The sequence below is a fragment of the Endozoicomonas sp. ALD040 genome (genome assembly GCF_049275945.1).
Classification (GTDB): Bacteria; Pseudomonadota; Gammaproteobacteria; order Pseudomonadales; family Endozoicomonadaceae; genus Endozoicomonas_A.
The window spans coordinates 1,046,526-1,063,110 of sequence record NZ_CP184829.1; the positions used below are offsets into that span (position 1 = coordinate 1,046,526).

The following is a 16,585-nucleotide window of genomic DNA, read 5'->3' on the forward strand; positions in this document are numbered from 1 at the left end:
TTTTACGTTCAATTGTACAAACATTCAATCAATATGCACTCTAAAGTAGTTGCGATTTATTTATTAATCAACTGCACTGAAGAAATATTATTTAACCAAGAACAAAGCTTACAAGACCGTTTTCCCACTTCTCACAAAGAATCCGGAAACCGGTGACATTCACGTTTTGAGTCACCGCTCCGGCATCTTCAATAGCCAAGACTAAATTTCCGAATGAAACTTTCGTCCACTTCGAAGGTCATATCATAAGTACTCAACCATACGAAATCATATTTTCTGACTCATTGTTCAGGCACTCGCGGCAACTGCTCCTGCGTTGCTCTAGCTCCTGCATCCATGCAGTCGTGCTGTGTTGCAACTCTGGTCACATAGCTTGCTAGGAGGCTGACCGAGAATAGCGCCCGTAGCGAGGAGGGCAGAAAATTGAGGATGAAAATTCGGTTTTGTGAGGAGAATAGCGAGCTATTTGACGAACAAAAGCGGATTTTCAGACCAATTTGCTGCCGCCACACGACTGCATGGATGCAGGAGCTAGAGCAACGCAGGAGCAGTTGCCGCGTAGGGCAGACTATTCTCGGTCAGCCTCCTATCCCGTCGTTGCGCCTTGCAGAGCACCTGCCCAATAAGCCAGAAATATTCGATTCCGTATGCCTGAGTACTTAAAACATTTTAAATACAATCTTTCAGATGTCAGGAGAGAGATGGACTATGGATGCCCGGATTGATGGGAAACTACCCAAACCGGTTCTTGAGAGTCAAGAGCCTGATAGTCGTGTAACAGCCAAGAGAGCAACGCGGGATTTGTCGTCGAAGGAAAAGGGTGTAGGAATCTGCTCCGAAATAGAATCCAAACTGAAGATATCGCCATCTTCGGAGATATTGCCTGACAAAGCAAGAACTGTATCCTTAACGGACTCCTCGCTGCTAAAGTCCCCTTATTCCTTCGATTTTCGTTTTGTCGCCAATGATGATGAGGTTCGACAGCTTTTAATCACCCAGACCTGTGATGAAGGCCGGGATGTCTCTCTTATTTCCCATCCTGATGACCTCTTACAGGCTAATCTGGTGAGCCGGTTGAGCCTGTCCGGTGATGGTCGCCACACTCTGCATTCAGGCAAGCTTTTTGAAGGCTCGCAGCCATTGACCCTGGTGATCGATATCCGAAAGCTTACCGGCGTAGAACTGCCCAAATTGAACGATCTGCTGGACCCGGATAATCCCTGTCTATACGACAAAGTCAGCCAGAAAAAACGTCCTCTGGGCAAGCATGTTGCTCTGCTGGTTCTGGCAGATCGCGCACAGTTGGCATCGGTTGGCCAGCATGAAGAGGCACCGGCGGTCGGCGCTCCGGCGGCCGACGCACCGGGCGCTGATTTCTGGCGGCGAATTAATCGACCGGGCAATACCTGGCAGCTCAACGAAAAGACCGGCAATGCCTCATTGATGGATATCAACGAGGTTCAGGTATTGGCTGAACTCCCGGCTGCTGAAGGTGCTACGGATGACGAAAATACCCTTCTTATTAACTGCCACTTGCACAGCAACTGCCGGCAGTTGCTGCTGGGTGGCCCTGGAGTGGACCAACAAGGGCGAATCCGACACATCCCCGGCAAGCTTGAGTTATTGAAGGCCGGACAACGGGTGATTCTGAAAGGGGCCGACTGGCAGGATCTGGCCTTCGAGCAGACGGTTCGACAGATGCTCCAGCAACAGTGCTTTGAGAGCAACGGGAAGATCTGTCCATTACCCGACGATGTTCAGTTTTATCGGATGCCGTTAGGGAATGAAGAGCTTCATTCACTGTTCCAAAGTCTGTCTCATTCGAACAATAAAGAAGATGATAAAGAGCAAACACCAGGAAACCCGATCATCATTAACCAGAATAATATCAGGGAGTGGCTTAGCCCGATTGCCATTACCCCTGGAGGCTATTCAGTCCCAAATACCTGTCTGTTGGAACAAATTCGGGCAGGTGGTGTAGTCACCGTAACGTCCCCCCTCACTGAGGCACTCTGGTTTCGTTTGCTGGGTTCACTGCAGACGATTTGCGAGACGACAGATCTGGAGCCCCGACTTCAGGTGGCTGATTCAAGACGGCAGCCAAAAGCACTTGGATTGGCAGAAAGCGATGAACATCCAATCACAGATCACGCTACCTTCAATGCCGTCACTTATCGGCGACATGCCCAAACAAGTCATTGGCTAAATAATCAGCAGAGATCCCCTTTGGTCATTCAGGTCAGCGAACAGACCGGCTTCAGCCAGCTATTTGATAATACCCATATCACCTCGGAACAACAGGCGCATTTTGGACGATGTCAGAGTAAATTGCAGGAGGCATTGACCGCTGGCAAACCGGCTGTATTCCGGGGACTCGAGAGTAATCCAAGGCTTCAGCAGCTTCTGGAGCCACTGGTTATTGGGCAACCTCTGTTGGTGAACGGTCAATTGCAAGCCTACCCACAGGCTGATGTCACCTTACTCTGGCCTGAGTCTGCGAAAAGTACGTCTCCGGTCTTGCATTCGCTGGTCGCCAAGGGTAAACCCTGTCCTGAGGTTGATCTCTGGGCTATCAATGCCGACAGGCATGAAATCCCCCGGGCTGAGCTGCCTAAACAAGCGCTTAATAAACTTTACCAAGCGTTTAAAACCGTCCCTGCCGGCCTTTGTAATCCTTTGCCTGAAATAACCGAAGAGTTGTTGAATAACCTGATACTGGCTGCCCGTCGGGCACAACAGGTTGATCAGTCCTCAACGCTTTTACCCCGCCACTGGCGCAGGGCCGTTAATAGCGTCATCACCCATGGCACCCGGCAGAATCCGCTCGTCAGGGACTTTATGAAAGTGGCTTGCTGGTATTTGTTACCGGATAAGAAGCCGAATAAGGATCACCCTCCCTCGGTAGACCCGGATCAGATAACGGCCATCATCAACAGTGCCCCGCAGTTAGATAGAGCGTTTTTGGAGCAGAACCTGTGGCCACTGGCCAGAGCCACTGACCCGACAATTTTCAAGGGCACTAAATCTAAAGGGTTACTACTATCCTATGAAAATCCACTTCCAAGGTGGGGTAAAAAAGAAGCTCTCGACAAACTCTGCGCCCTGATCGTGGCCCACGGGCCTGAGGAGCATCGTCAGGCCATGGCGTATCAGTTGAAAGTCGATCCGGAGACAGCGAAACAACATCCACCGTTGGCCATCAGGCCATCAAGACAAATTAGACGTTTGCAAGATGCACTGGCTTCTGGCTGGCAGTTACTTTTGCCATTAGTGCAGACGCGATCCGATGTCATTCACGCGCTAGCCAGCGATTGTTTTCATATAGCCAGAACAGCGAATTCTGAGGCAGAAGGCATTGAACGCATTGAACATCGGCTGGCTGAATCACTGAAATGGCGAGGTTCCGCTGATACGTTCTGGTCAGCACTGGCCCTGGATCTTTATCACGGCGAGATGAGTCAGCGGGATCGTGAAAGCCGTCGATTGTCCCGACTCCACGACCGGCTTAAGGATTCTCCCGTTATATTCCTGCAGGGAGAAACCGGCACCGGGAAAAGTTACTTTTCTGCCAAAATGGCCAGGGCTTCGGGACAAGCTTCAGTCATTTCCCTTGGACCTTCTGATAGCGAACAGACCCTGATGAAACGCTGGCAGTGGCAACAACACGCCGACGGCGACCGCTCTATGGTGCAGCAAAACCGGGCGTTGATGGAATGGGCCAATACCGAACCTGACAAAAAAGACGGAGAATACATCACCCTGGTTCTGGATGAGGCTAACCTCACCAAAACCGGATTACTGGCATCATTGAACGGCTTATGGGAACCGCAACCCTGCATCTATGTGAATGGTCATCCTGTCAGGGTCAGCGAAAAACACCGGGTGATTCTCACCGGCAACCCGGATCATTACACCGGGCGCCAAATGGACCCGGCCCTGAAAGAGAAACTGCCCAGAGCTTATTACCCACGCCTGGATCAGGCTTTCCTTCGAGACAGAGTAGTGGAACCAGCTTTGCTCAATCAGTTGCAACGGCATCAAATAAACGACATTGCCCACAGTGCCACCAAGAGTGTGATGGCACTCTGGCAATATTATCAGGAGCTGTTGCCAGACCATGATTTTACCCCCAGGGATTTAACCGACATCTGCAGCTGGGTGGGTTGGTATCTGGATCGTGCGTTATCCGAAGACGACAGTGCCAGCTGCGAGCAAGTGAACAGTTTGATCCAACAAAGTTTTCGGGATGTGTTGGGTCCCGAAATCAACGAGACTCAGCAGGATGCCCTCTCGGCACTGGAAATCTGGTTTGCTGCCCGCTACCACCCGGACCATACCCTACGCGACAGGGTTCATAACCACACCCTGCCAGATATGCTGCAGGGCTTCAGAACACTGACCAAAGAAATCCGACCTGAGTTTGATACCTGCGGATCGGCAGTCATTGATCTGGTGCAACGGCTTTGGCAGGATTTAAGCCGCTGTCAGCAAGCTTATCATCACGACAGAAAACACGACGGCCGTCAGGCGACCCTGATTCAAGGCCCGGCGGGTCGGGGCAAGGATGTCACTCTCAACCTAGTGATTGAAAGCGTCAAACGGCAGGCTAAACAACAGCAAGAATCCATGCCGGAAGTCTTGCTCCTGAATGCCTGTGATTGTTCCTGGGAGAAACTGTGTGAAAAGATCCAGACGGCAAGAATCCAGGGCGCCATCGTGGTGATTTCGGAAATGAATCTGATCGATAGCCAGCATCTGGAAGGCGAGTTAAACGATATTCTGGCTGGTGACGCCTATCCGGGTTTCCACCTGTTTGCCACCATCAACCCACCTGAGTACAGCGGGCGAAAACCCTTATCACCAGCGCTGAAAGGACGTTTTCGACATTTGCCGATCCGACAGTATAACCCGACCGAATTGCAGACCATTGCCGAAAAAGTGTTGCCAAAGTCCTCAGAAGGGACATTCGTCGCCAACAAGCTAACAGAAAAACATTGTCTTTTAAGGGCTCACCTGCAACAGAAAAACCTGCCCTTGCAGCCCACCAGCCTTGATTTACAGAATGTTGCCAGGGCTGTCTTCAGAGGAGGCGATTTTACCGAAAAAGCCGTTCATCAATGTCTTAATCAGCACTACCGGCTTTATCTGATGGCCGTCAACCTGGCGCTGGAGGAACTGCCCGAGTCTTCGGCTATTGCCATGGGGAAAAGTGAATTTGATTCCGGACTTTGCCATTGGTTCAATGAAACGGTATCGGGCATTGATCGGCCGTGGTTAATAAGACGCAGTGATCGCAGCGCTATTGATGAAAAACACCATGAAATTCGTTTTAAGGCTTGTCCAACTGAAGAGCAAGCAAAAACGGAGATCATCAGGGAGGTGGCTCAGGCCAGGTGGCAGGCATCCGGTCTTTCCCTGAAGCCGGACGAGTCGGACGATATTCTCACCGGGGCACTTTACCGGCACTGGCAGCAACGCTGGTTTGCTGGTGATTTTGGCCGGACGGGCGTGGACGCTAACAGCGTATTTCCCCTGACGGAAGAACAGCAACAAACGTTGAAAATGTTGACTAACCAGCCCTATCTTCAGGCGGTTGATCAACGGATAAAGGCGTGGAAAGCCGATAAAGTCCAATGGTGGCCGGCGTTCTGGCATCAGATCAGTGATCTGCTGAACCATCTGGTAGGCGATTTTATCAACCAGACATCCGTTTTTACTGGCAGTGATAAGGCACCTGAAAAGTACATACCGGAAGCCCACGAGAAAAAGGCTCCGGCATTGGACCAGATAACGAACTACGAGAACGAGGGGGAGCCACAACGTGAATATCAAATTATTTTTGACAGGCCGAACCATTTCCCCGGGATTTATCGATGGTGGGCAGAAGATATTTGCGTGTCTGCTGAGGGCGATGTCAAAAAGATCAGTATTAATGATCAACAATTGCAGGGGGCCGAAGTCCTTTTACCGGCGCGTTTACCAGGGCGTGACCAGCCAGTGACATTAGCCAGAAACCAAACGCTGGCAACCTTTGAGATGTCATCAAACAATAGTCGATATGCCTTACCCAGCCTGACGCCTGACGACTATATCGTGGCCCTGCGCACAGAGCCCGAATTACGATTTACCCTGGTCAGGGACCGATATACCGGGCTTCATACGCTGTCTGTTGCAGAGGCCGAAGCCAGTCAGAACATTCAATTTGCTTATATCGTAGAACACCGGGAACCGGGCGAAAAAACATCTGCTGCAGAAGCACGGTCAGAAGCATCAGGACGTTTTGACGCCCGCTGTTCAGAAGGTATGGAACAAGTACTGAAGGAAGTGTTAACGCATATTAATCAACAACCATCCAAAGTACAGGTACCTTTGCAGAGAATAAAAAACGCTACAAAAACAACGCAACGCATTGAGGCGATCAGAGACTATTGTCTGGAGTTTTCCGGTACTGCAATACCAGAAGAGAATGAAAACTTCTTTCAATTCCTGGTAACAGAGCGGCAGGGTAGCTGTCGTCATCGTGTGCCTGTTTTTATCGCTTTTTGTCGTTACTTCGGGATTCCATGTCGGCAAATCACTAACCGTATCCACGCCTTTGCAGAGTGCTCCATGGATGGAGGCCAAACCTGGAAGTCAGTGGATTTGGGCGGGGCACCCTTCGAGGCAAAAGAAGTCTCCTCTGGTTTTCAGCTGACAAAAAGGGTCGGTGGTTCTGGCACTGAGTTAAGAAAGACCAGGGATATCTTGCAGGGGCTCCTGGAGGGTGCTGATTTAGCACAACAGCAAACTCTGGCTGAAGCCTTTGGTATGAATCTTGAGGAACTGAATCAAACCCTCAAGACAGACTGTGAATTGCCAGAAATCCATCTAAGCACTCTCGAGATGGTAAAGAACCTTTGGGGAAGAAAAGATTTAACAGGATTTTTCATGGGTGTCTCAATATTGGAATCACTGGAGACAAAAGCATTGGGCGCTGGTGAGATGCAAATGGTGGGTGATGTCTATGACGACAGTGGACAGAAATATAAACCGATGTCGGAGGCTGTCCGACAAATCCTGTCTGACAGTGATGGAGGTCAGGTCACTGAACAACTCAAGTTATTGCACTCAAGAGCGGTTGTTCAGGGTGGCGCAAACCCTCTCGAGTGGTTGAGTTCAATAGTGCATATTCTGCAAAACAGTAACCTGGCCAAACCTTCGGTGATTCACTTTGCCCGGGAAGCCCTGTCACTGGGTTGGCTGGACCCACTGCCAGCCTATGCAGGCCATATCATAGAGGCCCATGAACACCATCAGCTGTTGGCGCTTCTGAACAGTGTTGATGAACTCAAGGTTAAAGCCAGCCACTGCCTGAAAAAGTGGTATAAGCAATTTTTGTCCAGAGGAAACAATAGCCAGATATGGCGGATGCCTTATAGAAGCTTCCAGGCAGTCAATGCTAATAGTTTTTTTGTCACTCATGGCCATGATGGTTTCTCGCCATCTCTGGAAAAGAACATTCTCAGCTTATCTATGCAGAAAGCCTGGACAGACGAACCTGAGGGCATTCCGAATATAGAACGAATGCTGGTGCATCATCCTGCATTCCCAAAGTTCATCCCGGGCAAGGCTAACCACCTTCCGGTGATTATCGTCGGGGCGCCTGAGTGGAACATAAAAGTGAGAAATTTAAAAAACAAATGCAGGGAAGCTCTTCGGCAAGCCTTCAGTCATTATCTTTATGGAATAACACACTCGAAAGGCGGTTGCTTAACCTATTGCTGGGGTAATGCCCGAGTATATGGATACTCGGAGGAAAACAACTACGGCGCTCATGACCCATCCTCACCGGAAGAGCTCCATGCCATGATGACTGTCATTGAAAGCTCTTGCCAGTTTCAGAAATCTCTTCAGGCTGACTACTTGCAGGAGGCATGTTACGCCAGTCATGCGCTGGTGCTCAAATCCGATGAGCTGACAACCATTGCCAGAGAGTTTTTGAGCAGCGTGAATTTGAATTCGATTTACGAGTCACTGGATACCTGATCATGGTTTGGTCATGGTGATTTTTTCGAGGTTCGTGACTTCCCTCAATGGCAACGAATAATTCTCCAAATGGAACTTTAAGCCCGTTCTAAAGTCCAATCATCAAACAATTAATTTCAATGCAGTCCTTCAAATAGCAGTAGGGAGAGAGATTGACTATGGATGGTCGGATTGATGGGAAAATAAAGAGGCCCTTTTTTAAGAGCGCAGAGCCTGATCGCAGCGTGCCAGCCAAAAAAGCAAGACAGGATTCACCTTCGGTAGCAGAGGTCTGTGACGTAACAGCCCAACTCAGCCTATCGTCACCTGCCATTGCTTTGCCTGACAAGGCGAGAAGGGTATCCTCAACAGATTCCCCGCTCCAAAAGGCCGCTCATGCCTTCGATTTTCGTTTTGTCACCAGTGATGATGAGATTCGACAACTTTTAGTTGCCCAGACCTGCGATGAAAATCGCGATGTTACCCTTATTTCCCACCCCAATGACCTCTCACAAGCTAACCTGGTGAGCCGCTTGAGCATTTCCGGCGATGGTCGCCACACTTTGCGCTCAGGCAAGCTCTTTGAAGGGTCGCAGCCATTGACCCTGGTGATGGATATCCGAAAACTCACCAGCGAGGATCTGCCAAAATTTAACGATCTGCTGGACCCGGATAACCCCTGCCTTTATGACAAAGTCAGCCGGAAGAAACGCCCCCTGGGAGCGCATGTTTCTCTGCTGGTCCTGGCGGCCCCTGGACAATTGGCCTCGGTTGGCCAACATGACGAGGCACCTGCGGTCGGCGCTCCGGGCGCTGATTTCTGGCGGCGAATCAATCGACCGGGCAATACCTGGCAGTTCGACGCACAGACCGGCGACGACCCAGCGGAGATCGACAAGGTTCCTCCGTTATTGGCTGAACTCCCCTCTGCCGAAAGTGCTATGGATGACGACAATACCGTTCTTATCGACTGCCACTTACACAGTCACTGGCGACAGTTGCTACTGGGCGGTCCTGGCGTGAATCAACAAGGGCAAATCCAGCACATCCCCGGCAAACTTGAGTCTCTGCGAGCCGGACAACGTGTGATTTTGAAAGGAGCCAACTGGCAGGACCTGGCCTTTGAACAGACGATTCGTCAGATGCTGGCGCAACAATGTTTTGAAAGCAACGGGAAGATCTGTCAGTTACCCAACAATGTTCAGTTTTATCAGACGCCGGTAGGGAAGGACGAGCTTTATTCACTGTTCCAAAGTCTGTCCAGCTCTGGTGATGCACCAGGAAATCCGATCATCATCAACCAGAGTAATATCAGCGATTGGCTGAACCCGATTGCCATTGCCCCGGAAGGCTATGCAGTCCCTAATACCTCCCTGTTGGAACAAGTTCAGGCAGGTGATACGGTCACCGTAACCTCTCCACTCACTGAAGTTCTTTGGTTCCGTTTGCTGGGTTCGTTGCAGACTATTCGCGAGACCACAGACCTGAAGCCGCAACTTCAGGTAGCTCATCCAATCAAGCAGCCAAAAGCCCTGGGATTGACAAAAAAAGATGAGCACACATCACTGTCCGGACTACAAGAAAAAATTAGTCATCACGCCACCCTTAATACCATCAATACCGTCGCTTATCAGCAACCTGCTGAGGCAAGTTATTGGCTCAATCATCAAGAGGAAGCTCCTTTGGTCATTCAGGTCAATGGGCAGACCCGTTGCAGCCAGTTGTTTGATAATATCCGTATCACCTCGGAACAAAAGGCGTATTTTGGACGTCACCAAAGTGAATTGCAGGAGGCATTAATCGCTGGCAAGCCGGTTGTCTTCCGGGGGCTGGAAAGCAATCCAACACTTCAGCAACAGTTGGAATCCCTGTTTGTCGGGCAAACTCTGCTGGTCAATGGCCAATTACAGGAGTACCCAAAGGCTCACATCACAATTCTCTGGCCTGAGTCTGTGGAAAGCCCATCTCCCATATTTCGTTCAATGGTTGCCACGGGCAGTCCGTGTCCTGAAGTCGATCTTTGGACTATCACTGCCTCCAAACATGGTATCCCCCGGACTGAGCTACCAGAAAAAGCGCTTCATGAACTCTACAAAGCGTTTAAAACCGTACCTGACGACCTTTGTAACCCTTTGCCTGAAATGACCGAAGGGCTGTTAAATAACCTGATACAGGCTGCCCGGCGGGCACAGCAGGTTGACCGGTCTCCACAGCTCCTGCCTCGGCACTGGCGCAAAGCCATCGACAGCGTCATCACCCATGGTGCCAGACAGAATCCGTCAGTGCGTGATTTTGTCAAGGTAGCCTGTTGGCAGCTACTGCCGGATGCTCATGAGAAACCGGATAAGCATCAAGCCGCCTGGGTAGACCCGGACCGGTTAAATGCCATCATCAATAGCTCCCAGCGCTTGGATAGAGCATTTTTGCAGCAGAACCTGTGGCAACTGGCCAGAGCCTTTGACCCGGCATTCTTTAACGACGGGCAATTTTCGTTCTCTGCGGAACAACCATTTGAAGGACTACAACTGTCCTATAAAAGACCATTTCCAAAACATAGTGAAAAAGAAGCCCTGGACAGGCTCTGTAACATGATTCTGGCCCATACGCCTGAAAAACAACGACCTGCAATGGCGTATCAGTTGGAAGTCACAGAGTCGAAAGTCAGGCCATATCATCCGTTAACCATAAGACCAACACGGCAGATTAAACGTTTGCAGGATGCACTGACGTCTGGCTGGCAGTTATATGTGCCATCAGAGCAGACCCGATCCGATGTCATTCACTCTCTGGCCAGCGATTGTTTTCATAGTGCCAGAACAGCGAATTCTGACGCAGAGGGTATCGAGCGCATAGAACATCGACTGTCTGAATCACTGCAATGGCAAGGTTCCTCTGATAAGCCCCTGTCAGCACTGGCCCGGGATCTTTATCACGGCGAGATGAGTCAGCAGGATCGTGAAAGCCGTCGATTATCCCGACTCCATGAACGCTTTGCGGACTCTCCCGTCCTATTCCTGCAGGGGGAAACCGGCACCGGGAAAAGCTATTTTTCCGCCCGGATGGCAGAGGCTTCCGGACAGGCTTCAATCATTTCTCTTGGACCTTCTGACAGTGAACAGACACTGATGAAACGCTGGCAGTGGCAAAAACACGCCGATGGCGACCGTTCTATGGAGCAGCAAAACCGGGCGCTGATGGAATGGGCCAGTACCCCTTCCGACAATGTTGGAGGAAAATATATCACCCTGATTCTGGATGAAGCCAACCTGACCCAAGCCGGATTGCTGGCGTCATTGAATGGCTTATGGGAGCCGCAACCCTGCATCTATGTGAATGGACATCCTGTCAGGGTCAGCGAAAAACACCGGGTGATTCTCACCGGCAACCCCGATCATTACGCCGGGCGCCAAATGGACCCGGCCCTGAAAGAGAAATTGCCCAGGGCTTACTACCCACGTCTGGATCAGGCTTTCCTTCGGGACAGAGTGGTCGAACCAGCCCTACTCAATCAGTTACAACGGCATCAAATAAACGACATTGCACACATTGCCACCAAGAGTGTGATGGCACTCTGGCAATATTACCAGGAGCTGTTGCCCGAGCATGAGTTTACTCCCAGGGATTTAACCGATATCTGCAGTTGGGTGGGCTGGTATCTTGGTCGTGCGCAGCCCGCAGTTGGCAGTGTGACTCCTGAGCAAATCAACAGTTTGATCCAGCAAAGTTTCCGGGATCTACTGGGTCCCGAAATCAGCGAGACTCACCAGGATGCCCTCTTGGCATTGGAAATCTGGTTTGCAGCCCGTTACCACCCGGACAACACCCTGCGCGACAGAGTTCATAACCACACCCTGCCCGATATGCTGCAGGACTTTAGAACATTGACCAAAGAAATCCGACCTGAGTTTGATACCTCCGGATTGGCAGTCATTGAACTGGTGCAAGGGCTGGGACAGGATTTAAGCCGCGCTCAGCAGGCTTATCATCACGACATAAAACACGGCGGTCGTCAGGCAACGCTGATTGAAGGTCCGGCCGGGCGGGGTAAAGATGCCACGCTGAACCTGATGATTGAAAGTGTCAGACAGCAGGCCAGGCAACGGGGAGAATCCATGCCGGAAGTCTTTCCCCTGAATGCCTGTGACTGTTCCTGGGACAGACTGTGTGAGGCTATCCAGAAGGCAAAAATAGAGGGCGGCATCGTAGTTATTTCGGAAATGAATCTGATCGACAGCCAGCATCTGGAAGGTGAGTTAAACGATATTCTGGCCGGTGACGCCCATCCGGGTTTCCACCTGTTTGCTACCGTCAACCCGCCTGAATACAGCGGGCGAAAAACCTTGTCACCGGCGCTGAAAGGACGTTTCCGACATTTGCCGATCCGGCAGTATAACCAGAAAGAATTGCAGACCATTGCCGAAAAAGTGTTGCCTCAGACCCCGCAAGGAAAAAACACGGCTAAACAGCTGACTGAGAAACATTGTCGTTTAAGGGCTTACCTGCAACGGAAAAACCTGCCGTTGCAGCCCACCAGCCTTGACTTACAGAATGTCGCCAGGGCGGTTGACAGAGGGGGTGATTTTACCGAAAAAACACTTCATCAATACCTCAATCAGCACTACCGGCTTTATCTGATGGCAGCCAAAATATCGTTGCAGAAACTGCCAAAGTCATCCGGTTCCGCCATGGGCGAAGGAGTCCTTGCTGATAAACTGAGCCGTTGGTTCAACGAAACGTTACCGGACATTGGTCGTCCCTGGTTGATACGAAGCAGTGATAACAACAGCATTGATGAAAAAAACCATGAAATTTGTTTTAAGGCTGACCCGAGTAAAGAGGATGCCAAAACAGAAATCATCAAAAGGGTCGCTCAGGCCCAATGGCAGGCGTCCGGACTTTCCCTAAGGCCGGATGAGTCTGACAATGTTCTCACCCGGGCACTGTACCGACACTGGCAGAAAAGCTGGTTTAATCGTGAGTTTGGCCAGACAGGCGTGGACGCCAATAGTGTATTCTCCATGACGAAAGAAGAGGAGCAGGCACTGAAGACGCCGGCTTCCCTGCCTTATCTTCAGGAGGCCGATAAGCGAATAAGGTTATGGAACGCCAAGGCAGTTCAATGGTGGCCAGCGTTCTGGCATGAGATAAGTAATCTGCCGAACCATTCGCTGTACGAATTTATTAAGGAAGCATCAGCTGATAGTGCTTTTGAACAATACGATCCGGAAGTCGAAGAGAAAAAGACCAGGGCATTGGACCAGATAACGAACTACGACTCTCTGGCGGGGTCAAAACTTAGGGATTATAAAGTTTTTAAAACGGAGAAACTTCCTTCCCAGATGTATCGACTTAGAGTACAGGATATATTTGTAACGGCTGGGGGCAATATCAAGAGGATCGAAATTGGTGATAAGTACCTTCAGGGGATGGAACTGCTCACACCTGAGCTGTTACCAGAGCATGACCAGCCAGTGACATTAGCTAAAAATCAAACCCTGGCAACCTTTGAGATGCAATTAAAGTACGGTCAATGTGCATTGCCAAGCCTGACGCCTGACGACTATATCGTGGCCTTGCGCATAGAACCTGATTGGCCATACACCCTGGTCAGGGATCGATATACCGGGCTGCACAAACTGTTTATTACCGGGGACAGAACCAACCAGAGTATAAAGGTTGCCTATGTCGTAGAGTCCAGGGAACCGGGCCAAAAAGTCCAACCAGCAGGTTTTGACACCCGCTGTTCAGAAGGGATGAAAGCCGTACTGGACAAACTGTTTGAAAACATCGAGCAGCAGCCAACGGAAATACAGGTGCCTTTGCTGAAAATCATAAAGGCTGAAAACAGGTCGCAACGCATTGAGGCGATCAAGGACTATTGCAAACAGTTTTCCGGTAAAACCAAACCAGAGAGAGACGAAAATTTCTTTCACTTTCTGGTAACACAGCGGCAAGGTTACTGTAAACATCGTACACCTGTTTTTGTCGCTTTTTGTCGTTATTTTGGGATTCCATGTCGGAGCATTACAAACTTTATCCACAGCTTTGCTGAGTATTCCGAAGATGGGGGCCAAACCTGGAAGTCAGCAAATTTGGGCGGGGGGCCTGCACGGGTAACAGAAATCAAATCTGAATTCCAGCCCATCAGCAGGGGCATTGATCTTAATACTCAGTCAAACAAGATTAAGAAACTCCTGAAGAGTCTTCTGAAAGAAGCTGATTTAACACAACAGCAAGCTCTGTCTAAAGCCATTGGCATCAACCTTGAAGCACTGAACAAAGCCATTGAGACATTCGGGGCATTGGCAAACAAAGATCTACATCCTTTCAACATTGTAAAGAACCTTTGGAAAGAAAAAGATTTAGCCAGTTTTTCCATGGGCGTCTCAGTTATAACGTCGAGACAGGCACATCAGTATCAAATGAGGGAGTTGGTTCGTACTGAGCGCTCTGGCAACCACCCTCACCGCAATTCGATGTCAGAGGCAGTCGTGCAAATATTGTCCAACAGCGATGAAGATCAGGTCACCAAACAACTTAAGTTACTCCATCCAATAATGATTAATCATACCAATGCAAGCCATCTCGAATGGTCGTGTTCAATGGTAAAAATACTGAAAAACAGTCACTTGGCCAAACCATCGGTTATTCACTTTGCCCGTGAGGCCCTGGCATCGGGTTGGCTGGACCCAGTGCCGGTTTATGATAACGCGATTATGGGAGCCGATGAACATTATCAGTTATTAATGCGCCTGAGAGACATCGATGAACTGAAGGCTCAAGCCACTAATTGCCTGAAAAAGTGGTATCGGACTGTGTTGTCCGGGGAAAAAATCAGCCAGAGATGGCAGTTAAGTTATGAGCTTTTCATGAGGGAAGAAAATAGTGCCCTGTTAGTCACTCATTCTCATGGTGGGTTTTCGCGATTCCTTGAAGATAAAATTGCCCGCTCAATCCTGGACTACAACTGGACAGACGTACCTGAGGGAGTTCCGAATATAGAACGAATGTTGCTGCAAGAACCTGCATTTATGCAGTTAACCTCGGTCAACGCAAACCACCGTCCGGTGATTACCCTGGGGCGGCCTTCGTGGGGAGTCACAGTCTTCAATAAAAAACACAGAGCCCTGATGGAAGTAAAAGCAGAGAATAGCCCGGACTTGAAGCGGTTATGGGAACAATACAAGCAATATGAGGCGATGGAAAAACAACTCCGGGACGCTCTGAAGGCATTGGATGAGCAATGCCTGACTCAAGAAGAACGTAAGCAAAAAAAGCATGATATCGAAAGCAAGTACCAGCCCATTATAAAGTCCCTTAAGTTGTCACCGAGGGACTATTTGTCTTTCTGTGATTTACATATGAAATGCTGCGAGGCGATTGAGCAGGCCTTCAGTCATTACCTGTATGGAGTGACACACTCAAAAGGTGGTCGTTTAACACATTGTTGGGGCAATATTTCCATACATGCTAACCCTCATAAGGACTATGGCGCTCATGATCCATCTTCACCCCATGAACTGTATGCAATGATGTCCAGAATCATAGGTCCTGATAGTTTTGAGAAATCTATTGAGAATTCTTACTTACGGCAGGCACTCAATGCCAGTGACGCTCTGGTGCTCAAATCCGACGAGCTGACAACCATTGCCGAAGAGTTTTTGAACACTGTGAATTTGAATTCGTTGTGTGAATCATTGGATACCTGATAAACGTTTGTTTTCGAGACCGTTGACTTCCCACAATAGCAACCAGCCAGTATCCAAATTGAACTTTCCCGGCCTTTGAAAGTCCCATCATACTTGAATGGCATCGTAATAGCTTTTCACAGGGTGAGTTATAAAATTTGGGGAACTTCTTTGCCGGTTTTTTATCTCATTATTAACTATTAACAAGGGTGGAGTTTACTTTATGACAATAGGTGTTGTGGATGAGTGTCTAATCTGTTACAGATCTTTTGATGATAATGAAGCTCTTCGATGTAATGATAAAGTAGTTCTCCCGTGTCATGAAACTCATGTCTTTGGAAGAAAATGTATTGTCAGATGGTTTGAGCAATCCATGACCTGTCCTGTTTGCAGGTCTAAAATGCCGTTATCTTTTTCTGCTCCTTTTTTGCGTGATCGGGTAGTCAGAATCGTTACTAATACTATTGTCGGTGCTGCTGCCTCTGCTCTAACTGCGGCAACTCTTATTGGTTCCTATGGCATTATTAATGTTGGCCGTGGCTTGGCTGGGACTGATAATGTCATGACTGCTTTGGCTGCTGGTGTACATACAGCTATTGTATCTGGAGCTTTTTTTGGATTGGGAAATAGCCTGGCTGACTTAAGACCTCTCGCGTTCTTTGGTGGGGCTATTTGCTTTTACGGTGTGCCTATAGCTTTTGAAACTTATGGCTACATTGCTGCTTCTCATGTTGCTGGTTTTTTGGCTAGTTCATTCGTTGGCTTTGGTTGTCCTTTCATGAATATTGATGGTGAGTTTACGATTTGAACTGTATTCAGGCTCTGTGCCATGATCGTGGCCCATGCACCTGAAGTCTGACTCATTGGACAGCTGATAACCGTTAGCTCCTGAT

3 protein-coding genes are annotated in these 16,585 nt (G+C 49.3%); all 3 read left to right on the plus strand.

The window, feature by feature from the left end; translation table 11 throughout:
• Positions 1-708: 708 nt before the first annotated feature.
• The 3 genes from ACOJUN_RS03775 (at position 709) to ACOJUN_RS03785 (ending at position 16,500) form a co-directional block, all read left to right on the plus strand.
• The gene (locus tag ACOJUN_RS03775; RefSeq protein WP_422135334.1) at positions 709-8,025 is read left to right on the plus strand and encodes an AAA family ATPase; all 7,317 of its coding nucleotides are present in this window, start codon (positions 709-711) and stop codon (positions 8,023-8,025) included.
• 158 nt (positions 8,026-8,183) lie between these two features.
• Entirely contained in the window at positions 8,184-15,713 is a 7,530-nt protein-coding gene (locus ACOJUN_RS03780; RefSeq protein WP_422135335.1) for an AAA family ATPase, read from the plus strand.
• 202 nt (positions 15,714-15,915) lie between these two features.
• Positions 15,916-16,500 (plus strand): RING finger domain-containing protein, encoded by a 585-nt coding sequence (locus ACOJUN_RS03785; RefSeq protein WP_422135336.1) that lies wholly within the window; start codon positions 15,916-15,918, stop codon positions 16,498-16,500.
• The last annotated feature ends 85 nt before the right edge of the window (positions 16,501-16,585 follow it).

Excerpts from the sequence above, each read along its gene's own strand:
- ACOJUN_RS03775 (WP_422135334.1), top strand. The coding sequence starts at position 709 with ATGGATGCCCGGATTGATGGGAAACTACCCAAACCGGTTCTTGAGAGT.
- ACOJUN_RS03780 (WP_422135335.1), top strand. The coding sequence starts at position 8,184 with ATGGATGGTCGGATTGATGGGAAAATAAAGAGGCCCTTTTTTAAGAGC.
- ACOJUN_RS03785 (WP_422135336.1), top strand. The coding sequence starts at position 15,916 with ATGACAATAGGTGTTGTGGATGAGTGTCTAATCTGTTACAGATCTTTT.